General features: G+C 56.6%; 27 protein-coding genes. 9 read left to right on the top strand and 18 right to left on the bottom strand.

Annotation, left to right across the window (positions count from 1 at the left end; all coding sequences use genetic code 11):
• Nucleotides 1-527: 527 nt before the first annotated feature.
• Complete coding sequence (locus tag EL26_RS24885) at nucleotides 528-1,136, top strand: hypothetical protein (protein ID WP_152559168.1); 609 nt, start codon at nucleotides 528-530, stop codon at nucleotides 1,134-1,136.
• A gap of 69 nt (nucleotides 1,137-1,205) precedes the next feature.
• Nucleotides 1,206-1,667 carry a hypothetical protein gene (locus EL26_RS03900; RefSeq protein WP_038084675.1) on the top strand — a complete coding sequence of 154 codons (462 nt, stop codon included), beginning with the start codon at nucleotides 1,206-1,208 and terminating at the stop codon, nucleotides 1,665-1,667.
• An 84-nt stretch (nucleotides 1,668-1,751) separates the two neighbouring features.
• Here the strand turns inward: EL26_RS03900 and EL26_RS03905 are convergent, their stop codons facing one another.
• Nucleotides 1,752-1,967: a DUF2922 domain-containing protein gene (locus tag EL26_RS03905; RefSeq protein ID WP_052035959.1), complete on the bottom strand. Its 216-nt coding sequence runs from the start codon at nucleotides 1,965-1,967 to the stop codon at nucleotides 1,752-1,754.
• 55 nt (nucleotides 1,968-2,022) lie between these two features.
• Complete coding sequence (locus tag EL26_RS03910; RefSeq protein ID WP_038084676.1) at nucleotides 2,023-2,244, bottom strand: DUF1659 domain-containing protein; 222 nt, start codon at nucleotides 2,242-2,244, stop codon at nucleotides 2,023-2,025.
• A gap of 171 nt (nucleotides 2,245-2,415) precedes the next feature.
• Between EL26_RS03910 and EL26_RS03915 the strand changes: the two genes are divergently transcribed.
• Nucleotides 2,416-2,673, top strand: coding sequence for a hypothetical protein (locus EL26_RS03915; protein ID WP_038084677.1), 258 nt, complete (start codon nucleotides 2,416-2,418; stop codon nucleotides 2,671-2,673).
• 66 nt (nucleotides 2,674-2,739) lie between these two features.
• Here EL26_RS03915 and EL26_RS03920 read toward each other — a convergent pair whose 3' ends face one another.
• Both EL26_RS03920 and EL26_RS03925 read right to left on the bottom strand, forming a co-directional pair.
• The gene (locus EL26_RS03920; RefSeq protein WP_052035960.1) at nucleotides 2,740-2,955 is read right to left on the bottom strand and encodes a DUF2922 domain-containing protein; all 216 of its coding nucleotides are present in this window, start codon (nucleotides 2,953-2,955) and stop codon (nucleotides 2,740-2,742) included.
• A gap of 59 nt (nucleotides 2,956-3,014) precedes the next feature.
• The gene (locus EL26_RS03925; protein WP_038084678.1) at nucleotides 3,015-3,236 is read right to left on the bottom strand and encodes a DUF1659 domain-containing protein; all 222 of its coding nucleotides are present in this window, start codon (nucleotides 3,234-3,236) and stop codon (nucleotides 3,015-3,017) included.
• A 205-nt stretch (nucleotides 3,237-3,441) separates the two neighbouring features.
• Between EL26_RS03925 and EL26_RS03930 the strand changes: the two genes are divergently transcribed.
• The 4 genes from EL26_RS03930 (at nucleotide 3,442) to EL26_RS23410 (ending at nucleotide 6,318) form a co-directional block, all read left to right on the top strand.
• Nucleotides 3,442-4,629 (top strand): helix-turn-helix domain-containing protein, encoded by a 1,188-nt coding sequence (locus EL26_RS03930; RefSeq protein ID WP_038084681.1) that lies wholly within the window; start codon nucleotides 3,442-3,444, stop codon nucleotides 4,627-4,629.
• The gene (locus EL26_RS26140; RefSeq protein WP_161780652.1) at nucleotides 4,630-4,761 is read left to right on the top strand and encodes a YdgA family protein; all 132 of its coding nucleotides are present in this window, start codon (nucleotides 4,630-4,632) and stop codon (nucleotides 4,759-4,761) included.
• A gap of 194 nt (nucleotides 4,762-4,955) precedes the next feature.
• Complete coding sequence (locus EL26_RS24410) at nucleotides 4,956-5,261, top strand: helix-turn-helix domain-containing protein (protein ID WP_081856959.1); 306 nt, start codon at nucleotides 4,956-4,958, stop codon at nucleotides 5,259-5,261.
• On the top strand, nucleotides 5,200-6,318 hold the full coding sequence (locus tag EL26_RS23410; protein ID WP_052035961.1) for a helix-turn-helix domain-containing protein: 1,119 nt from the start codon (nucleotides 5,200-5,202) through the stop codon (nucleotides 6,316-6,318). Before EL26_RS24410 ends, EL26_RS23410 begins: the two co-directional genes overlap by 62 nt.
• An 18-nt stretch (nucleotides 6,319-6,336) precedes the next feature.
• Here the strand turns inward: EL26_RS23410 and pcp are convergent, their stop codons facing one another.
• From pcp to EL26_RS03980, 8 genes are all read right to left on the bottom strand, one after another.
• Nucleotides 6,337-6,996 (bottom strand): pyroglutamyl-peptidase I, encoded by a 660-nt coding sequence (gene pcp, locus EL26_RS03945; protein WP_038084686.1) that lies wholly within the window; start codon nucleotides 6,994-6,996, stop codon nucleotides 6,337-6,339.
• 35 nt (nucleotides 6,997-7,031) lie between these two features.
• A complete protein-coding gene (locus tag EL26_RS03950) occupies nucleotides 7,032-7,985 on the bottom strand; it encodes a DUF979 domain-containing protein (RefSeq protein WP_038084688.1) in 954 nt (317 codons plus the stop codon).
• Nucleotides 7,986-7,988: 3 nt separating this feature from the next.
• A complete protein-coding gene (locus EL26_RS03955; protein ID WP_038084690.1) occupies nucleotides 7,989-8,702 on the bottom strand; it encodes a DUF969 domain-containing protein in 714 nt (237 codons plus the stop codon).
• A gap of 73 nt (nucleotides 8,703-8,775) precedes the next feature.
• Nucleotides 8,776-9,537: a LamB/YcsF family protein gene (locus tag EL26_RS03960; protein ID WP_038084692.1), complete on the bottom strand. Its 762-nt coding sequence runs from the start codon at nucleotides 9,535-9,537 to the stop codon at nucleotides 8,776-8,778.
• Between the two features lie 26 nt (nucleotides 9,538-9,563).
• Nucleotides 9,564-10,658: a 5-oxoprolinase subunit C family protein gene (locus EL26_RS03965; protein WP_038084694.1), complete on the bottom strand. Its 1,095-nt coding sequence runs from the start codon at nucleotides 10,656-10,658 to the stop codon at nucleotides 9,564-9,566.
• Nucleotides 10,655-11,380, bottom strand: coding sequence for a 5-oxoprolinase subunit PxpB (pxpB, locus tag EL26_RS03970; protein WP_038084697.1), 726 nt, complete (start codon nucleotides 11,378-11,380; stop codon nucleotides 10,655-10,657). The genes EL26_RS03965 and pxpB overlap by 4 nt, the downstream gene beginning before the upstream one ends.
• Complete coding sequence (locus tag EL26_RS03975) at nucleotides 11,377-12,147, bottom strand: IclR family transcriptional regulator (RefSeq protein ID WP_038084699.1); 771 nt, start codon at nucleotides 12,145-12,147, stop codon at nucleotides 11,377-11,379. Before EL26_RS03975 ends, pxpB begins: the two co-directional genes overlap by 4 nt.
• 165 nt (nucleotides 12,148-12,312) lie before the next feature.
• Nucleotides 12,313-13,107, bottom strand: coding sequence for a DUF4349 domain-containing protein (locus EL26_RS03980; RefSeq protein WP_038084701.1), 795 nt, complete (start codon nucleotides 13,105-13,107; stop codon nucleotides 12,313-12,315).
• A gap of 164 nt (nucleotides 13,108-13,271) precedes the next feature.
• Here EL26_RS03980 and EL26_RS23415 point away from each other — a divergent pair, with 164 nt between their 5' ends.
• Nucleotides 13,272-14,306, top strand: a complete 1,035-nt coding sequence (locus EL26_RS23415; protein ID WP_052035962.1) for an S-layer homology domain-containing protein — start codon at nucleotides 13,272-13,274, stop codon at nucleotides 14,304-14,306.
• 87 nt (nucleotides 14,307-14,393) lie between these two features.
• Here the strand turns inward: EL26_RS23415 and EL26_RS03990 are convergent, their stop codons facing one another.
• The 6 genes from EL26_RS03990 to EL26_RS04015 form a co-directional block, all read right to left on the bottom strand.
• On the bottom strand, nucleotides 14,394-16,169 hold the full coding sequence (locus tag EL26_RS03990) for an acyltransferase family protein (RefSeq protein WP_038084703.1): 1,776 nt from the start codon (nucleotides 16,167-16,169) through the stop codon (nucleotides 14,394-14,396).
• 142 nt (nucleotides 16,170-16,311) lie between these two features.
• Nucleotides 16,312-16,518, bottom strand: coding sequence for a hypothetical protein (locus EL26_RS03995; protein WP_038084705.1), 207 nt, complete (start codon nucleotides 16,516-16,518; stop codon nucleotides 16,312-16,314).
• A gap of 165 nt (nucleotides 16,519-16,683) precedes the next feature.
• Complete coding sequence (locus tag EL26_RS04000; RefSeq protein WP_038084707.1) at nucleotides 16,684-17,217, bottom strand: phage tail protein; 534 nt, start codon at nucleotides 17,215-17,217, stop codon at nucleotides 16,684-16,686.
• Between the two features lie 14 nt (nucleotides 17,218-17,231).
• Nucleotides 17,232-17,747, bottom strand: coding sequence for a phage tail protein (locus EL26_RS04005; protein WP_038084709.1), 516 nt, complete (start codon nucleotides 17,745-17,747; stop codon nucleotides 17,232-17,234).
• A 45-nt stretch (nucleotides 17,748-17,792) separates the two neighbouring features.
• Entirely contained in the window at nucleotides 17,793-18,314 is a 522-nt protein-coding gene (locus EL26_RS04010) for a phage tail protein (RefSeq protein ID WP_038084710.1), read from the bottom strand.
• 6 nt (nucleotides 18,315-18,320) lie between these two features.
• Nucleotides 18,321-18,773, bottom strand: coding sequence for a GNAT family N-acetyltransferase (locus EL26_RS04015; protein ID WP_202962844.1), 453 nt, complete (start codon nucleotides 18,771-18,773; stop codon nucleotides 18,321-18,323).
• A 395-nt stretch (nucleotides 18,774-19,168) separates the two neighbouring features.
• Between EL26_RS04015 and EL26_RS04020 the strand changes: the two genes are divergently transcribed.
• On the top strand, nucleotides 19,169-21,179 hold a 2,011-nt coding region (locus EL26_RS04020; RefSeq protein ID WP_038084717.1), incomplete at its 3' end, for a cadherin-like beta sandwich domain-containing protein.

Consider the following 21,179-nt stretch of genomic DNA (forward strand, 5'->3'; position numbering starts at 1 on the left):
GTCAACGTCTCATTTCCCCAAGTGAGAGCGTTCCCAACCCCCTTTAGACCCGGCGTTCTCCCCATTCGCCGGGTCGCTTGCTGTCCCCAAACGCACAAAAAAGAGAACGGGCAACATAGCCCGTTCTCTTTTTGTATTTTGCCGCTTGGCGGCAGGTATTACATCTCGATCGGCACTACGTTCGACACGACGATGCGCGTTTATACCTGTACTGTGCAGGGTGGAGGGTACAGGGACAGGAGATTCGTTTTTTCAAAAAAACCGAGCGCGGGGCCGTGGCTTAGATGTCTGCATTGATTCCAAGCTTCCTGAGACGCACTAGGTACAAAATCACGTCATTCCAGAAGCTCAGAAACCGCATTCTTTCCTATATGCAAAATTTCCAGCCAACGACCAAATGTCGCATATAACCTTTTTGAACAATATATATCAAACTAGAAATTTGTTCATTTTTATAGAAGGATATATGAATTCAAAATAGAATATTACATGCAGATCAAAATTACTTATTTGGAGGCAACTAGAAAATGTCGAAAACCCATTATGTACGCGCCGCTTTTCTCACTGCTTTTGCAGTAACTGCCAGCCTTAGCTTCATGTCGCCTGCTTTCGCTACAACACCAACCGATGGTAGTAAAGTAGTAATAGATCCGGGGTCCGGGGCAGCCTACTACCCTGGCACTTCTATTACAGCCAAACCGGGTGATATTCTGGTTACCAATAGCACTTCATCCTCTGGGCTTACTGGTCATGCTGGTATTGTCGTTGACTATAGTGGGAATGTTGTGTCCATTGCAGGTTCCGGTTACCACCCGACAAAGTACTCCGTCTCCACGTGGTTCTCGTCTTACCCGCATGAGAAGATCGTTCGTCATAGCAACACATCCACTGCCCAATCAGCAGCTAACTGGGCTTCCAGTTTCGTCATCAACTACAGTTACTTGGACTACTCACTTTCCGATCTTGCCTCTCCTTACAAATCAACATATTGTTCAAAAATCGTTTGGGACGCTTATTACTACGGAGCTAACTATACGCTTCCTTACTACTACGACACTTTCTTTGGGTACAATGCTTGCGCTCCGTATGACCTTGTTGGGGCTCCAAATACCTCTACTCTCTATGCGAATTTCTAAAAAAAGAGAGGTTTACCGCAATATGATATACTCATGTTGCGGTATATTTTATTTAAGGGAGGCAATTCCATGCCGTATGATTTGATTGCGTTTGGGGTTATGGTACTTCTTATTACCCTCCTAGTTGCCATGATTACAAGAAGTTTCAGAAAAAGAAAACCACTAAGTTTGAATAAATCCATCTCATGGCTTGCGTTACTGTTGCTTATCGTTGCAATTCCCTATTGCGGTCATACACAAACAAATAGGGAAATCCAAATGAAACACCTTCTCAATACCATCAATCAACAGTCCATACTATCTCCTGAAAGTGACAAAAGTGCAATTCATGAAATCTCAGTCATGACGAAACCCATTCGATACAGTCTTTTAAGAGAAGAGCTTCGATCCAATACATCCATTGGGGATAAGTTTTACGATGAATACCTTACCATCAACGGCCAGCAATACATTGTTACAATTGCATGCTACACGTTTCCACTTAGGTGGTCTGTATTTGAAACTTACTCTTTGAATGAAGTCAAAAAGTGATCTGCATCAAATCAACAGGGCATGAGAAAAAGAGGACGAGGCAACATGCCCCGTCCCTTTTTGTATTTTGCCGCTTGGCAGGTATTAGAGCTCGACCGGCACCACGTTCGACTCGACGATGCGGGCGGAGAGTTTTTCGACGGCGATGCCTTGCGGGAAGTTGAAGATCGGTTTTTGCAGGACGAGGTTCATGACGGCGTTGATTTCGGCGGCGGTGAGGTTCGGTTTCGGTTCCGGGATGACGAGTTTCGCTTTTTTCTTGGTGTCGGTGGTGAAGTACAGTTCGAGATCGCGTTTCATGGGTAGGGCCTCCTTGGTGGTTTTTTTTTTGGTGGTGAAGCTGTTTGGTGATCGGTTAGGCGCGGGTGAGGTCTTCGCGGTTTTGCAGTTGGATGTGGTGGAGCTGGTAGGAACTCAGGCTCGCGAGCGCCTCGCCGACGGCGTACACGTCGTCTTGGGTCGCGGTCGGTGCGATGCGGGTGTAGCTTTTGTCTTTGTACTGCGGCGCGCCTTTCTCGTCGAAGCCGGTTTGCAGGTGGAGCATCATGCTGGAGAAGCCTTCAGTGGTGTTGATCATCTGGAATCCCTCCTGGGGTTGTTTTGTCTTACACCTATACCGTGCAGGGAAGAGGGTAAATCAGGGACAGGAGGTTCGGTTTTTTGGAAAAAAGAACAGGGTTTAGATTGGTAGCCAATTGACATCCCAACATTTGGGTCTTATATAATACGTACAAAGGGGTGTTCTTCTATGAAAGGTCTCGGTAAGCTTCTACTTGCAACTACCCTCGGGTTCATTGCGATATTTTGTTATTTCTATATTTCGATCACAAGCAACCAACAAGCAGTTTTGCATCCGGAAGTTGCGGGTCGTGACTATTGGCTGAATCTGTTACAAACAAGCGCAGTCCCCTATGTATTTGCAATTTGTGTAGTGGGAGTGTTGGCGTGTGCTATTTCGGAAATTCTCCAACGTGTACAGGCGAAAAAGGTAACGAAATCAGAATAGCAAACATGAAAAAAGGACGAGGCATCGCTGCCCCGTCCCTTTTTGTATTTTGCCGCTTGGCAGGTATTAGAGCTCGACCGACACCACATTCGACTCGACGATGCGGGCAGAGAGTTTTTCGACGGCGATGCCTTGCGGGAAGTTGAAGATCGGTTTTTGCAGCACGAGGTCCATGACTTTGTTGATTTCGGCAGCGGTGAGGTTCGGTTTCGGTTCCGGGATGACGAGTTTCGCTTTTTTCTTGGTGTCAGTGGTGAAGTACAGTTCGAGATCGCGTTTCATGGGTGGGGCCTCCTTGGTGGGGTGTTTTTTTTTGGGTGGTGAAGCTGTTTGGTGATCGGTTAGGCGCGGGTGAGGTCTTCGCGGTTCAGGAGTTGGATGTGGTGGAGCTGGTAGGAGCTCAGGCTTGCGAGCGCCTCGCCGACGGCGTACACGTCGTCTTGGGTCGCGGTCGGAGTGACACGGGTGTAGCTTTTGTCTTTGTACTGCGGCGCGCCTTTCTCGTCGAAGCCGGTTTGCAGGTGGAGCATCATGCTGGAGAAGCCTTCGGTCGTGTTGATCATTTTCGTTTCCCTCCTGGGGTTGTTTTGTCTTACACCTATACCGTGCAGGGAGGAGGGCAAATCAGGGACAGGGCTTGGAAATATTTTGACTTCCCAGAATCTATACTTCTGTGCAATCTATCGTTATAATTGGTAGAGGTATATATTTATTCTAAGTTTAAAGACTGAGCATATAGATCCCTCAAGCAAGGGAGGTACTTGGCGCATGTCGACGATAGAAGTTAGTACGACCTCGGAAATCGGTCGGACGGCTCTCCCGCGGCGGATTTTGGAGTTGATGCAGGAGCGCGGCGATGCATTCACGATCCGTGGATTTTCTCAACGATTGGGGATCTCGCGGGAATACTTACGAATCATGTTGGCGGGCGATCGTCCGATTTCGCCGGCGATGACGGAACGGATCGCGCAAGGGTTGGGGATCACGGTCGAGCGGCTGAAGCAGACCGATACCCAGCATCTCGTCCAAGAGTTAACGACCGTCCTCGGGGCGAGCAAGCGGACGAAGCCGATGTTGCTGCGCGCCCGCGACATGGCAGAGAAATTGGTAAAAACCGCACTGGGCGCCACCGAACGCGCGTTGCATCTGAACAATCTCGGGCGTGTGCAGTTTTTTCAACAGGAATATGACGAGGCGCACGGGACGTGGTTGCAAGGGTTGGAGTACGCGAAATTGTTGTACGAGCAGTATGAGGAGAAAGATTTGCTTCATCTCATCACGGCGAATCTGATGCTGACGTATACGATTCGGAAAGAATTCAGCCATGTGGAAGAAATCTTGAGGCTCGTGGAGCAAGCTATGCCTGAGAACTCAATCGCTTTGGGGTTAGCTTCATCTACTAGAATGAATATGTGTTTGGAACTGAAGAAATATCGTCAAGCTAAAGAACATGCGATCTCTTCTCTTGAACATTACAGGCGAACGAACGATGATAGTCGAATTGCGAAGGCTATGATAAACATAGCTCACTGTGATTATTTACTTGGAGACTATGAAAATTCAGCGATTTCATTATCTTCGGCGATAGAACATGCCAAAAACTACGACTATACATTAGTCTTTGCCGTAAAAGAATATGTTAAGGTCCTGATAAAACAAAAGAACTATGAGAAGGCGGCCCAATCTATCGAGAAGTATGAATCTATTGCAAAAGACTATCCTGACATACACGGTAGGTTACTCATACTTTACACAAGGATTAAAAACGACCCCTCTTTTTCAATACGTATTAGCGATGATTCTACACGGAGTTTACAAGTCCGTTATTTCGCGTGTAAATGTTTGTTCGATTTTTATTCAAAGAAAGGTGACGCTGAAACAGCTCTGATGTACTATGAAAGAGCGCGCATATATTCAAATGCGAAAAGCGAATTTTTCGAAGAGGAGGGCTTCTAAATGAAGAAATCTTTCTTGATAGGACTTGTAATTATAGCATTGGCGGTAGTTGTTGGCGGAAGCACAACCATCACTAATAATGCTTCTGTAATCCCTGATGACCCGATGGGAAAAGCATCCTTGAAGCACTAACAATCCACCCCTCGTCACCCCTGACGAGGGCTTTTTTATTTCTCATTTGGATATTTCCATCCGTGGCAACTCAACTTATTACAAAGACCACCTCTCTCATCAGAGGTGGTTTATTATTTATACAAAAGTAAGCACCCCTTCCCCTTTTACATCATAAAAAAAGGGGCCACCCTCGAATCGGAGGACCGTCCTGCATGTTGATCAAAGCCAAGAAAACCGATTTCCAAAAAACCCGGGTTCTCGCCGGCTTCACCCAACGAAGCCTCGGCGAACAAACCAATCTCAGCTCCCCGTTCCTCTCCCAAGTCGAAAACGGAACCCGCAACGTCAGCGCCCCCAACGCCAAAAACATCTGCGAAGCGCTCGGCTGCCAATTTGAAGACATATTCGAAATCGTGGAGTCCATCACCCAAATACCCGCCCCTCAGGAGGAAGAACATGAACGCACACGGAAACTCTTCACCCTTAAAAGACTCAGCCGTCCTCGGTCCACTTCTTAAACGCTTGCGCCAAGCGCACGGTCTCTCCCAGCGCGATCTCGCCAAGGATCTCTGCACCTCCAGCATGATCTCCCAACTCGAAAGCGGAAGAGCCGCCCCGTCCCTCGACCTGCTCAATCAACTGGCAAAACGCTTGGAGGTCTCTCTCGACTACTTCTTCCAAGAACGAGACCTCTCCGCCGACACCCTGCGCGTGTCGCTCGCCAAAGCCCATCTCGCAGCCCGCCGGTACGACGAAGCTCTCCCGCTCTTGCAAGACTTGCTGAATTCGACCGACCCGCTGCCGGACCCTCTCGACACCGTGATGGACCTCTGCACGTGCTGCCTCCATCTCGGCAACACGCGCAACACCGAACGGCTCTTGCAATTCCTCAGCGAGCACGACATGAACGACGACCCGGACTTCCAAGCCCGCCTGCTCCACGTCCAAAGCCAACTGCACATCGAAGCCAAACGCTACCACAAAGCCATCCCTCTCCTCGAAAAGTCGCTCGCGATCCTCGACTCCCGAGCGAAAGCGTCGACCCTCCACACGCTCGCCCGCCTCTACACGGAACTGGGCGATCTGGAGAAAGCCAAAGTGTACTGCGAGCAAGCCGCAGCCGTTGCGGGCCCCGTGCAATCCCTGCTCGACCAAGCCGGCACCTACCTGCAACTCGCCAAAAACTGCCATGCCAAGCAACACTACAGCCAGTCCATCCACTACGCCGACCGCGCAAGGGCACTTGCCGAACTTCACCACCACCGCCTCCTCGCGGAAAAAACGAAACTCCAACAAGCAAGCCTGAGAAACAAACGCGACGGCCGGGAGTTGCTGGCGGAATCCGTTTTTTCCATTGAGAGCGAAATCGGGCGGGACGCGGCAATCCTCCAGTTCGAGAAAAAAGCCGCCGACCATCTCGCCGCAAACCAACTCTTCGACTACAGCGACGACCTCGCGCATCTCGCGTGGATTCTTGCAGACGAACAGGACTTCCACGGAGCTTGCAACCTGCTCCTCCACGCCCGAACGCTCACCCAACACGAACTAAAAAAGAGAGGGATTCAACTCACGTAGTTGAATCCCTCTCCCCGCTTATGAAATTTGCCCGCCGCCGACCGCAATATCCTGCCGCACGTCAACCGCCGTGCGAACGGCGACTTCCAGCGCCTTCGCGATATCCATCGCGCTCATGGACGGCTGCCCGGCGTGGCGCACGGTCTGCTCCGGCAGAAACGGGATGTGGATGAACCCGCCGCGCACGCGCGGGTACTTCGTCGCAATCAGGTTCATCAGTCCGTAGAAGAGGTGGTTGCACACGAACGTCCCCGCCGTCTGCGAAACGGAAGCCGGAATTCCGGCGGCGCGGATTGCTTGCACCATCGCTTTGATCGGCAAGCTCGACCAGTACGCCGCCGGTCCGTCCGCGACGATCGGCTCGTCCACCGGCTGGTTGCCGTCGTTGTCCGGGATGCGCGCGTCGTCGACGTTGATCGCCACGCGCTCCACCGTGATGTCCGCACGTCCTCCCGCTTGCCCGACGCAGATCACGACGTCCGGTTGCACGTCCCGCATCAAGCCGTCCAGCACGGCAATCGACTTGTGAAACACAGTCGGAACTTCTGCCGTCACAACTTCCATTCCCTCGAACGACTTGCCCCGCAGCAGTTTGACCGCTTCCAACGCCGGGTTGACCGGCTCTCCTCCAAACGGGTCAAAGCCTGTGACCAACACTTTGCAACGCGTGCCTTCCATTCCAAATCCCCTCCCTAGAAACTAAAACGTAAAGCCTAGAACATCATGAAGTACATCAGGAAGATGTTCACGACCAACAGCAGCAACGCCGTCGGCACTTGCGCTTTGATGACGGCATTCTTATCCGGCAAGTCGAGCAACGCCGCCGGGACGATGTTAAAGTTCGCCGCCATCGGGGTCATCAGCGTGCCGCAATACCCCGAGAACATGCCGATCGCCGCCAAGATCGCCGGGTTGCCGCCGTGCAGGTGCACGAGCAACGGCAGGCCGATCCCCGCCGTGATCACCGGAAACGCCGCGAACGCGTTGCCCATGATCATCGTGAACAGCGCCATGCCGATGCAGTACGCCGCCACGACGAGGAAGCGGTTGTCGACCGGGATCGCCGACGAAACGAGATCGGAGACAACTTTGCCGACACCCGACGCCACGAAAATCGCGCCGAGCGTCGCCAGCATCTGCGGCAGAACGGACGCCCAGGAGACAGCGTCCACGAGACGGCGCGACTCTTGCAGGGCGCGGATGCCGCGGTCTTTCGTGATGAACATCGCCGTCAGCAACGCCAGCAGAGCGGCGAGGCCGAGGGCGACGAGCGTGACGTTTTTCGGATCGAGCAGCGGAGTGCCGCCGATGGTGACGTTTTTGACCCACACGGCACCGATGACGGTGATGAGCGGGATCATGAGTGCCGGAACGAACAGCTTGTTGCGGATCTTCTTCGAAGAGGCGAGGCGTTGATCGGCGGTCGCTTCGTCATACGCGCCGCCGCGCACGCCCTTGAAGCCCGGAATCAGCACCAACAAGATGACGAGGATGCCCATGTACATCGGCGGAATCACTTTGCCAAACAGGAACGTCACCGCGTACAAGCCCCAGAACAGCGCGGTCGAGAAGCGTTTCGGGTTGGCTTTGTCCTTCAAGGTCAGGAACGCGACGACGGCGAGGAAGATCCCGGCGACGTAGTAGATGTACTCAAGCGAAATCCACATGGCTTACACCCCTTCCTTGATGTTCGAATCCTGTTGGTTGTTCTGGGCAGCGGCCGCGAGTTCGCGCTCGATCTTGCGGTCGAGCAGGATCACGCGCACGCCGTGGATGAGGAACGCGCAAACCGCCGTCGGAATCCCCCAGACCGCCATGTCCAGCGGCTCCAGATGAATGCCGTTCTGATCAAAAAACCCCTTCATCAACAGAATCGCGCCGATCGCGATGAAGATGTCCTCGCCGAAGAACAGGCCGACGTTGTCGACAGCGGCAGCGTGGGCTTTGATTTTTTCCCGAACGCGGTCGTTCAGGGCGCCGAACTTCGTCTCCGCCGCGCCCTCCGCCATCGGGGCGATCAGCGGGCGCACCATCTGCGCGTGGCCGCCAAGCGAAGTCAACCCGAGCGCCGCCGCCAGTTCGCGGATCAGCAGGTAGAGAAACAGGATGCGGCCGGTGGTCGCCGCTTTGACTTTGCGAATCAGGGCTTGCGATTGCTCCTTGAGCCCGTAGCGCTCCAACAGACCGATGACCGGCAACGTAAGAATGAACAAGGACATGTAGCGGTTGGTGACAAATGCGTCGCCGAACGTGGTCAGGATCTTCTGGATCGACAGGTGACCCGCCAGCCCCGTTGCGAGGCCCGCCACCGTGACGACGAGCAAGGGGTTGAAGCGCAAAGCGAAACCGATGATGACGATGGCAATCCCGATGAGTGTCAACATGTTGTCTACCCTCTCTCTGCGTTCGATTGTGGATTTCATGATGCAGGTCGGTGCAGGTCGGTGCAGGTCGGTGCTAGTGAGAGACCGCTTGAACCGCAACTTCGGATTGCTCCAAGAGGCTGCGAATCTTGCGGGCAAACTCCAACGCGTGCGCGCCGTCTCCGTGCAGGCAGACCGTGTCCGCTTGGATGGAGATGTCCGCTCCTTGGCGGGAGGTCACTTTGCCTTCCTTGACCATGCGCAGGACTTGTTGGACGGAGGTGTCTTCGTCGGTGATCAGCGCGTCCGCTTGCGAGCGCGGGGTCAGCGTGCCGTCTTGTTGGTAGGTGCGGTCGGCGAACACTTCGTGCGCGGTGCGCAGGCCGATCGCTTCTCCGGCTTTGACGAGTTCACTGCCGGAGAGACCGAAGAGGATCAGGGTCGGATCGACTTTGTAGACGGCTTCGGCGATCGCTTCGGAGAGGCGGGCGCTCTTGGCGGCCATGTTGTAGAGGGCTCCGTGCGGTTTCACGTGTTGCAGGACGCCGCCCTCGGAGCGGACGAAACCGTACAGCGCGCCGATCTGGTAGACCACCATGTCGTACGCGTCGCGCGGCGTGATGTCCATGTTGCGGCGTCCGAATCCCGCGAGGTCCGGCAGGCCCGGATGAGCGCCGATGCCGATGCCGTGTTCCAGCGCGCGGACGACGCTCTTGCGCATCGTCGCCGGGTCGCCCGCGTGGAATCCGCAGGCGAGGTTCGCGGAGGTGATGTACGGCAAAATCTGTTCGTCGACGCCCATCTTCCAGACGCCAAAGCTCTCTCCCATGTCACAGTTCAAATCGACGCGATGCATTGAGGGTGCCTCCTTGGAGTGTTTTTTTACAGCGTCAGGGCGCGTTGGAGCATCTGGAGACCTCGTTCGCGCTCCAGATAGAGACGCTGCGCTTCTTCGACGGTGATTTCGGTGAAGCGGAGTCTGTCGCCCGGCTTCAGTTGAGCGAGCACGGGCAGGTCGACGGCGGCGACTTGCGCGATCTTGGGGTAGCCGCCTGTCGTCTGCCGGTCCGCCAACAAGACGATCGGGTTGCCGCCGGGAGGCACTTGGACGGTGCCGAAGGTGACCGCTTCGGAGATCATCTCCAGCGGAGCAACCAGTTGAAGCGGCGGACCTTCGATACGGTAGCCCATGCGGTCGGACTGCGGGGTGACTTGGAACGTCTCCGCCCACAGCCGTTCGCGGCTCTCCGCGTCGAAGGCGTCGTACTGCTGCCCTCGGGTGACGCGGATCACAGGCTCGTTCGAATAGTCAGGAAAAAGTTCCCATGAGATAAAGCGGTTCCGTGGTAGCGCGGCAAAGTGTCGGGATGTAAAATCGTTTGGTTTGGCGATTGTCGGCGACACTGTTTTCTCGCGGATGTCGGTTCCGTTTGCATGTGCTTGCGTTGCGACACCGTTTGCAGTCGCCAGTGCAGAGTCTGCTTCTGCCTGTTCGTCTCTGTCCATACGTACGTGCCCGCAGGGCAGCCTATCCCCCGCTTGCAACGCCCTTCCTTCAAACCCGCCCATCTTGCCGCGAACGAACGTGCTTTTGCTCGCCAGCACGTCCGGGACGTGGAACCCTCCCGCGACGGCGAGGTAGGCGCGGCACCCGAATTTCGCGTAGCCGAACTGCAACACGCTGCCTGCCTTCATCGGGAAACTCTGCCACTCCGGCACAGGCTCTCCGTCCAGCGTCGGCGCGAGATGCCCGCCGCAGACCGCCGCGAGCAAGTCCGTTTCCGCGCGCAAAGTCGGCCCTTGCAGCGTGATTTCCAGCGCCGCCTCGCCCTGAACGTTGCCAACCAGCAAGTTCGCGGTGCGCAGCGCAAACGAATCCATCGCGCCGCCCGCCATCACGCCGTAGCGCTGAAACCCGTATCTCCCGAGGTCCTGCAACGTGGTGAGCAAGCCCGGTTTGATCACCTGCAAACTCATCGCGACTCCTCCTCCCAAGCGGCAAACTCCCGCTCCGTGATCGGGCGAAACCGCACGATGTGCCCCGCTTGGAGCAAGCTCGGCGGATTGCGGTCCGGCCGGAACAGCGTCAGCGGCGTGCGGCCGATCAACTGCCAGCCGCCCGGCGTCTCCATCGGGTACACGCCGGTCTGCTGTCCCGCGATGCCGACAGAGCCGACCGGAATGCGCAGGCGGGGTTCGGCACGCCTTGGCGCGGCGATTCGGTCCGACAGCCCGCCGAGGTACGGGAAGCCCGGCGCGAACCCGATCATGTAGACGAGGTACTCGCCGCCCGCGTGAATCTCGATCACTTCGTCCGGCGTCAACCCGTTCAGACGCGCGACTTCTTCCAGATCCGGGCCGTGCGCGCCGCCGTAGCAGACCGGAATCTCCACGGTCTCCGCCGGGCGGTGTTCTGCCTGCTGCAACGTCTGCAACAGATGTTGCAGATGCGCGGCGACTGCGTGATAGGGCGTTTTTTTAAAAAAGCACGCTTCTGCCACCCGCACCGGATCGTAGAACACCGTCACGGTGGTAAACGCGGGAACCGACTCGATCAACCCGGCAAACGGATGCGCCTGCAACGCTTCCGTGAACGCCGCCACGCGGTGGAACACGCTCTCCTCAATCCCCGTTCCCAATTCCACCCGCACGGCGCACTCGCCGAACGCGGTGATGCTTCCTGCCAAAACTTCGCTCATGTTGCTCTCCACCCCAACGCCATGGAAATTTCCTGCGCGCCTTGCACGCACGCCTCCACCAACGGCGGCAAGTGCTCCGCTTGAAAGCGCGACGTGGGACCGGCGATGCTCAGTCCCGCGATCACCAGCCCGCTGTGATCGCGAATCGGAGCGGCGACGGCGGAGGTGTGATCTTCGAGCTCCGAATGGCTGACGGTGTACCCCGTGCGCCGCGACTCGTCGAGCACTTCGCGCAAGTGGTAGCGGTCGGTGATCGTCCCGCTGGCAAACGGCAGCAATTCTGTGCGGGCGAGGTAGCGTTCGAGCTCCTCTTCCGGCAAGTGTGTCAGCAAGATGCGCGGGCACGCTCCGGCGTACATCGGCGCCCGGCGTCCGACTTGCGTATAGACGCGCACCGGGTGATTCGTGTCCAACTTCTCAATATAGATGGCGTCTCCGCCGTCGGGAATGATCAGATTCACGGCCTCGTCGACCTCGTCGCGCAGCCGCTTCATGATCGGCAACGCAACATGGCGCACTTCCAAACGCTCCGAGACCAGCTTGCCAAACTGCAAAAACAACAGGCCGAGCGCGTACTTGTTATCCGGCCCCTTCGTCAAAAAGCCCATGTCTTCCAGCGAGCGCGCCATCCGGTAAACCGATGTCTTGGGCGCTTGCAGCAACTGGACCATCTCCGTCAAGGTCAACCGACTGTTCGTGAGGAACAGGTTCAACAACTCGACCGATTTGACGACCGTTTTGTTTGTGGACGTTTCTGTGAGCGGCATGGGGCTCACCTCCGTTCCGCATATCGGAATCAAAGTTCCAAGAATCGAAACCCTTATCTAAATAGTACGAGTAGTTTCGACAAATTACAACCTTAGATTCACGAAAATTTCACAATACCCAACATCGGCAAAAAAAGGGAGCCCGCACCGAGCCCCCTCCCCCCGTTATTTTTGCTTCCTCTTGCGCAACCAGAACAGCCACAGCGACCCGTAGACGATCAAGAAGATCAGCAACAGCACCGGGAAATTCCCGACCCCAAACACCAACAACCAAACCAAAAACTGCCCCACTCCGTTCAGGCTTTTGCCAAACTGCGTGGAGGTGCGCTCCCACACGCCTTGTTTCGGTTCCGTCGGCTTGGCGCTGATCTCGACGGTGACGGGAGTGTAGTCGATGCGGGTTTGCAGGTTGTTTTTTCTGCCTTGGGTCGATTCGATTTGCTCTTGGACTTTGGCGATCTCCTGCGAGATTTTGAACACGTCGTCGACCGTCTTCGCGTCGGCAAGCAGGGCTTCGCAGCGCGACTTCTGCGCTTGGAGCGCTTTCAGGCGGGCGTCGAGGTCGATGCTTTCGGCGGTCACGTCTTGGAGCGCGACTTCGGTGGACGTGACCGTGACGTCCGCCAACGCTTTGATCTGCTCGGTGAAGTCTTGAACTTTGGCGGCGGGAATCTGCATCACGACGCGCCCGTTCTGCGTGTTGTCCGTGCGCGTGGAGTTAAGCTCCGACACGTAGCCGCCGAGGTTCGTGCCCGCTTGCCGGATGAGGGCTTCCGTCCGGTCGTAGTCCTTGGCGGTCAACGACATCGTCGCCGTCGCGATCGTTTGCCGCGCAACGCTTGCGGCGGAGTCTTGCGCCGGGCCGGCGGCTTTCTCTGTGGAATCCGAAGTACGATTGGAGCACGCCGTGACGAACAAGCTCAGGCACAGCACGAGACACCAGAACCATTTGAACTTCATCGCACTCCCCCCTTCCTTCCCACTGTATGCGGGGGGAGAGCCGAACAAAATTATTTATCGAAAAGTGACAAAATTTTTGTCACTCCACCCCCATGAAAGAGACAAGCCCTTCGTAAAGGTATATCAAACCAAATTACTCCCTATATCAGGAGGTCTTTCCAAAGATGAAAAAGTTCGTTGCTGCACTCTCGATCCTGTCCGTTCTTTCTACCGCCGCTGTTCCGGCTTTTGCTGACGATCACGGCAAAGGTCACGGCAAGCAACAGATCAAAACGCACTTCACCACGAACACCAACATCAAAATGGACGACATAAATGGCCACTGGGCAGAGAAGTTTATCCTCGACCTGCTGAAGAAGGGCGTCCTCAACGGCGTCGACGCGCACCACTTCAACCCGAACGACAGCGTGTCCCGCGCACAATGGGCGGTCATGGTCACCCGCTACTTCGATCTGCAAACCACCGCAACCACCCAAGACTTCACCGACGTTCCGGTCAACGCTTGGGAGTACAAGTACGTCGAAGCGGTCAAAAACTACTTTGACGCGTACCGCGGTCTGAACGGCTCCCTGTCCTTCCACCCGGATGCTGCCGCCACCCGCCAAGACGTCACCGTCACGCTGGTCAAAGTTCTGACCGAACTCGACCCGTCCATCAGCGTCATGGACTCCGCTTCCGCAGAAGCGCTCTTGAAGCAACAATTCACCGACTACACCAAAATCTCGCCGGCACTCCGTCCGTACGTGGCAACCGCCGTGCAAAACGACCTGATCCACGGCGACGGCAAGGGCCACTTCAACCCGCTGCAATCGCTCTCCCGCGCAGAAGCGGCAACTCTGCTCGACCTGATGCTCCAAAACGGCATCGTCGTCGGCGACGACCAATCGACCAACCCGACAGACCCGACCGTTCCGAGCGATAACACGAAATCGCACGTCACCGACGTGACGACGCTCAGCTCCACGCTCGTCACCGCTGTGGACAACACCCAGCACAAACTGACCGTGCAAAACGGCCTGACCGCGTCCGCTCTGGAGAGCATCCTCAAAGTCGACGGCGGCAAAGGCACCGTGCAAGTGTACACCGACAGCACCAAAACCACGGCAGCGGCTGACGATGCGGCGCTGACCGATACGATGGTTGTCGAGGTGACCGCGCAAGACGGCACCACCAAAGTTGATTACACCATCGGCCTGTAAGTAGTAATCTGTACGCCGATACGCGCAAAAAGCACCCTTCACGAAAGCCAAACGTGAAAGGTGCTTTTTTTTTTCAGGTTCATCGTTTTAGTCGTCGAACTTGATCTCGTTCACCAGCAGCGAGGCGTAGTATTTCGAACCTTCGGGATTCAAATGCACACCGTCCGGGTAGAAAAACGACTCCTTGCCCGCGCTGCTCTTGTACCAATCCACGAGGGTGGTGTGCGGCGTGGAGGCGGCGGCTTCTCGAAGCATCTCGTTGACGGTGTTCTGCCACGGGCGCGGCACGCGGGTGTTGACGAGGATGATCTGGTCCGCCTGCCCGAACGACTGCAAGAGCGATTTCAGCTGTTCTTTGGTGAACGGGCCGTTCGTGCCGGTCGAGAGGATGATGCAGCTGCCGAGTTTGCCTTGGGCTTTCAGCTTCTCCACGACTTCCGGCATCTGCGCCGTCTGCCGTCCGATTTTCGCGTCGACGACGATGCCGGGCAACATGTCTTGCAGGTACGGCTCCGCATCGAGCATCACCGAATCGCCGAGCGCCGTGATGCCGCGACACGTATTGGCGGCCGGCGTCGGGATCGGCGGCCCGAACGGCACCTGCGGGATCTCTTCCGTCTGAGTTTGAGGCTCGGTCTCGATATGCGTCTGTGTCTCGGTTTGGGGTTGCGTCGGCACGACGGAGTAGGCGGCGGTATGGGTCGCCGGCATGGCGAACACCAAGCACGTCACGCCCAGCGCCACCGCCGCGCACGAAGCGACGACGGTGCGGTTGCAGCCGGCCGCGCGGTACCGGATCGGTTTTTCGATGAACTGATACGAGAGGCCGGAGATGATCAGGGTCGCTGCGAGTTGCCAGAACGCGCGCGTGAGGTCAAAGCTCTCCGCGTCGACCGTCGGCGTGCTCAACACGATCACGGGATAATGCCAGAGGTAGAGGCCGTACGAACGCACGCCAAGCCACTTGAGCGGCGTCCACCCGAGCACCTTCGCCAATCGGCTTGCCGGATGGGCGAGCATCGCGACGGTAAGCGCAGTGGCGACGGAGAGCACCGCGAAACCGCCGCGGTACAGGAAGTCTTGGTATTGGTTGGTCAGCCACACCATCAGCAAGACCGCGATCAATCCCGCGCCTCCGGTTGCATCGAGTGCGCGACGCGCTTTGGAAGAGATGTCGGCACGCAATTTGGCGCTCGGCCACAGCAGGGCAAGCGCCGCGCCGATCAGCAGAGCAAACGCCCGCGTGTCCGTTCCGTAGTACACGCGGCTCGGGTCGGTGCCCGGTTCATAAAGCAACGCCATCGCCAGCGCCGAAGCGGCGGCACCGAGCAGGATGATGCCCACGCGCCACGACGTTTTGCGGGTGAAGCGAAACAGCAACAGCACCGCAAACGGCCAGAGCAGGTAAAACTGCTCCTCCACCGCAAGCGACCAGAGATGCCCGAGCGGTGACGGCGGGCCGAAACTTTCAAAGTAGGAAACATGGTGGAACACCAACCACCAGTTGTTGATGTAGAGAACGGACGCCAGCACGTCTCCCGGCAAGGAGGGCGGCCGCACTTCCACAACCGACATCTCCCAGAACGCGACGCCCGCCAGCATCATAAGCATCGCCGGAAGCAGCCGCCTGATCCGCCGCAGCCAGAAATCCTGCAAGCGGATCGTGCCAAGCCGTTCCCACTGCGCGGCGAGTATGTCGGTGATCAAGTACCCGGACAGCACAAAAAACACGCCGACTCCAAGCAGTCCGCCGGGAGCCCATGAGATGTGCAGGTGGTACGCGATGACGGCGAGCACAGCCAGAGCGCGCAATCCGTCCAACCCGGCCATGTAGCGGCCGTGGTGCTTCTCTCTCTCAGGCATGCGCCCGACCCCCCTTATCTGTAGACAGAGTTCCCTAGTATGTTGATATTCTGCGATGATGGTAAACAACACAAAAATCTCAGGAGGGATTTGCTCATAAAAAAGAGCCTCGGTCTCACAACCCAGGCTCTCGTTTCACTGCTTATCGGCTTGCCGGTCTCTTCCGGTTGCCAAGCAGGACCAGCACCAGCTCGATCAAGATCGCCACAAACACGGTCAAGACTGCCGCCATCGGCAACGTATACGCAAGGAATCGGAGATTGAACGCATCGTTTGCAATCCCGCCCACAATCGCGACAATCCAAACGATCAGGGTCAGGACACCCCAGATGATCATGCCACGTTTCATATGTTTTTGACCTCATCTCTTTGCACTTTGTAGTCTCTCTCTACGATAGCAAATCTGCCCGCCGCTGAGTAGTCCGAAAGCACAGGAAACTGTGACTTTTTTTCCCCATTTTCGATAAAAAAAAACGGACGTCCGCGGTGGACGTCCTGTTGTCTGTCGGTCGTGTTATTGCTGCGGCGGAAAATCTCCGTTGAGGGCGATGATGAAGTTCACGCCGAGGTACGGCTGTTGATTGTTGTGCGGCTGCGAGCTGCCGGCGACGTTGACCGCCACAGGGCTCATCTGGTTGTTCGGCGTCGGTGCGAACAGCGGATCTTGCCCGCCTCTGGGCTTCTTCGGCGCTTCCGCCCAATAGTTGCCGACGGGAGACGTTTGGTTGCCCGGTGCGCCAATCGCTTGCGGAACATGGGTGTGCGGCGGAATCTGGGACGTGATCAACGTGACCGTGCTCTCGCCCACCTTCCCCCCGACGGTGCGCGGGGTCAACCCCGGGCCTGCACCTTGGCCCATCGGCGCCGCGCCTTGGAGGTTCGGCAACGCGAAGGTGGTCTTGCCGTCGCCGCCGTAGCGGGTTCCCAAGATGGAGAACAGCGCGGTATTTTGCGAGATCGACATCAGTTGTCCGTTGCAAAACGCCCAGTCCCTCGGCGCAAAGTTGCCGGCAAACATCCGAATTTCACCAATATACGGTTCAGACATCGTTTCGTACCTCCTTAGCTTCGGCTCGGGAAAATTCCCTGGGTGGCAATGCAGAATTGAACCACGATGTAGGGTTGCATGTTCGTGTGCGGCTGCGAGCCGCCCGCGATCCCCAACGCACCGCTGTTCATCGGTGCGAGGTCGGCTGCCGGCGCGTACTCGTTGGTGTAGGTCGACAACACCGCACCTTGCGGAGAAACCGCCGTCGTCGTGCCTTCAAACGCGTTGACGAGGTGATTGTGCGCCGGCATCTCGTTGACTGTCAGCGTATGGGTCTCCTCGCCTGCGGACTGCCCGAGCGTAACGGTTCCGTTGGCCGAATAGTCGACGTGAACCGGAACGCGGCCGCGCAGGTCCGGCAGATTAAACGTGGTGGTGCCGTTGCCGCCGAACTTCGTGCCAAGCAGCGCGAAGAGAGCTTGGTTTTGCTGAATACTCAACGCTTGTCCGTTGCAAGCGGCCCAACCTCTGGGCACTTTGCCGTTGGGAAATGAAAAGATGCGGATCTCTCCAAGGAACGGTTCAGACATGTTGCGTTCGCCTCCTCTGATTGTTTCTGAATGGATTCTATTGGATTACGGGAAGTCCGGGTACAGCCCTTCCGTGCAGATGATGAACGTCACCGCGAGCGACGGCATCATGTTGTCATGCGCTTGCCCGCTGCCGACGCTCGACAGGGTGTTTGCGTTCATCGGCACAACCGGCGCCAACGTCGAGTCTCCGTAGTTGTAGATCGAAGCGGCAGCCGATACGTTGTTGATCGGAGTCGGGGACGCGCCCGGCGTCGCCGTTGCATTGACGGTGTGCGTGTGCACCGGCAGTTGGTTGGACAGGAGCGTAACCGTTTCCACGCCGGCACGTTCGCCGGACGTGTACGAGGTTCCCGTCTGCGGGTTGGTTCCCGCATGAATCGGAACGCGCCCCCGCAGGTCCGGCAGCGCAAAGTTCGTCTGGCCGTTGCCTCCGTACGTCGTTCCGATCAGCGAATACAACATCTCATTCCCGGATATATCCAACAGCGACCCGTCGCAAAGCGCCCACCCTACAGGGGCGTATGTTCCGGCAAATACGCGAATTTCACCCACATATGCATCCATGTGATCTCACCTCTCTGAAATAGTTGTGTCAAGCGAGAAAGTCTCCTGCCACTCCATGTGCCGGGACATGGCATCCTCATGTACGACACGAAAACCCAGACGTTCATACAGCCTGCGCGCCGGGTTGGTATGCAGCACGCGCAGTTTCAAGGGTACGCCCAACGAGCGGGCTTGTGCTTGCAGTTCTTGGAGAACCGCGCTTCCCACCCCTCTGTTGCGGGCTTCCGGCAACAGCGCAATATCGACGATGTGCAGTTCCTCGGGCGTTTGATTGACCAGAAGCCGCCCGACCGGTTGCTCGTTCACCATCAGCACATGATGATGCGCGTCCGGAAATTGCGCTTCGTAAGACATACGCTGTGCGTTCCACTGCATGGTAAGAAAATTCTGCTGCATGAAATCGTCCCATCCCCACGCGCTCATCTCTTCCTGACGAGTGGAGGCGTACAAGTCAAACAAAAATCTCTCATCTGTTTGCCGAACAGGTCTCATTTGTACCATGCGGTTTCCTCGGGTTGAATTCATTTCGTTGTTGACGTTTACTAATTTTTAACCCCCTGATTTATATCCATTCTAACACATGAATGGTGAAAAAGACCACATCAGGCTTTCATCTGGATTATAATGTAATTCCTTCCTATGTCATAATATTTACAACCCTCTACCTATACCTTAGTATAAGATTGAAGACGTATCTCTTTCAGTCGATTCCCAGAAAAAAAGGTCGTACTTTGCTCGTGAAGGGAGTGATTCGCGTAAGGGTTTTTTTTCGACAACTTCATATCTAACAGGGGGAGCCACAAGTGCCACAGAGATTTACTTCACGACGCGTTCTTCGATTTTTCAGTGCTTTCTTGACTTTTGTTCTGCTGTTTGTCAGCAGCGGAGTTGGCAACTTCGCCAAATCGGCGCATGCCGCTTCCTCGTGGACGCCCCGTAACTCGCATACCGGGGGGGCATTCGGCGGGGTTGCGTACGGCAACGGAATCTTCGTGGCGGGCGATGACTCGCCGAACGTTGTCGTCTCGTCCGACCACGGTCAGACCTGGACGGCAACCGATATGAGCGCTGACACGTATGCCCTGCTGACACCGCTGTATGCAGGGGGGAAATGGGTCTTCTCCTCGTTTGGCGGCAAGATGTTTTACTCCGAAGACAACGCCGCTAGCTGGCATGGCGTTTCGGTTCCCAATCTCACGCCCTCGGATTCGCTCTGGGGTGTCGCGTACGGTGTCATCAGCGGCAACCCGAAGTATATCGCGGTCGGGGACAACGCCTCGATTGCCACTTCCTCGGACGGGAAGGTTTGGAGCGGTACGCATAAGAGCGGCGCTTCCAACTTCCGTTCCGTCGTGTACGGTTCCGATCAGATCGGCAACCCTCAGTTCGTAGCAGTTGGGGACAGCGCCAACATCTGGATCTCTCATGACGGTTCGACGTGGAACAAACAGTCGCCTCCGGGCAATTCGAACGAAACCATCAACATGATCGCCTATGCGGTCGTGGACGGGCTCCCGACCTACGTCATCGCGACAAGTTCCGGGATCTATCAATCGGCCGACGGTGTCTCGTGGGCACCGCGCCTGTCGAACGCCATTGCTTTGTACGGGGTGTCTTATGCAGGCAACCAGTTCATCGCGGTCGGTGATGGCGGTACTGTCGTCACCTCGCGCGACGGCGTGACTTGGTCCGATCCCGAGAACGCCAATACGTCGAATACCCTCTATGCGGTTGCAGGCGATGCCAACAACCGCTACGTAGCGGTCGGCGACGGCGGGACCTTGGCGACCAAAGACTACAGCAAAGATTCCAAACTGACCGCACTGGCTCTTGACCAAGGGTACTCGGTTTCGCCTGCCTTTGCTTCCGGTACGACCGGATATTCGGTCAGCGTGGGCAGCGGAGTCTCCTCGCTCAAAGTCACGCCGACGGTTTCGGACCGTGCGGCTAAGGTGCAGATCAACGGTACGGACGTTCCGATGTACAGCGGTTTCGTTTCGGTTCCCTTGAACCCCGGTTCGAACACGATTACCGTCACTGTCACCGCGCAAGACGGTATCACGCAAACGGTGTACACGATCGACGCGACGCGCGCCTCGGCTGCTCCTTCGACCGATGCGACCCTCAGCAATTTGTCGCTGAGCCAAGGGACGCTGACGCCGGGCTTCGCGGCAGGCACTCCGACGTATACCGCAAGCGTTCCGTATACGACGACGAGCCTCACCGTCACGCCGACGGCGAATGAGTCGCATGCAACGGTCAAAGTCAACAACGCAAGCGTGGCGAGCGGCACGGCTTCCAGTGCGATTCCGCTTTCTGTCGGACCCAACCCGATCACTGTCGATGTGACGGCACAGGACGGTACGACCACGAAATCGTACACCGTAACGGTTACCCGCGCGGCTGCTTCGACCAATGCGCTGTTGAGCAATTTGACGACTTCGCAAGGGTCGCTCTCGCCGACTTTCTCGTCGGGCACTCACGAGTACAGCGTGGATGTTGCGAATTCCGTGAGCTCCCTCACGGTGACGCCGACGGTTATGGACTCCACCGCCACGGTGAAAGTGGACGGGACAACGGTTGCCAGCGGTTCAGCTTCGGCTTCGATTTCCTTGCCTGTCGGTTCGAAGGAGATCACCGTGCTGGTGACCGCGCAAGACGGCACCACGCAAGAGTCGTATTCCCTGACGGTCAATCGGGCAGCGTCCAGCAACGCTGACCTGAGCAATTTGACGATCTCTTCCGGCACGCTTGATCCGGTGTTCGCTGCGGGAACTCCGTCCTACACGGTGAATGTCGCTCACGATGTCACCGATGTAACTGTCACTCCGACGGTTTACGATCCCGACGCGACGGTAACCGTGA

It is taken from the genome of Tumebacillus flagellatus (assembly GCF_000714935.1).
GTDB lineage: Bacteria > Bacillota > Bacilli > Tumebacillales > Tumebacillaceae > Tumebacillus > Tumebacillus flagellatus.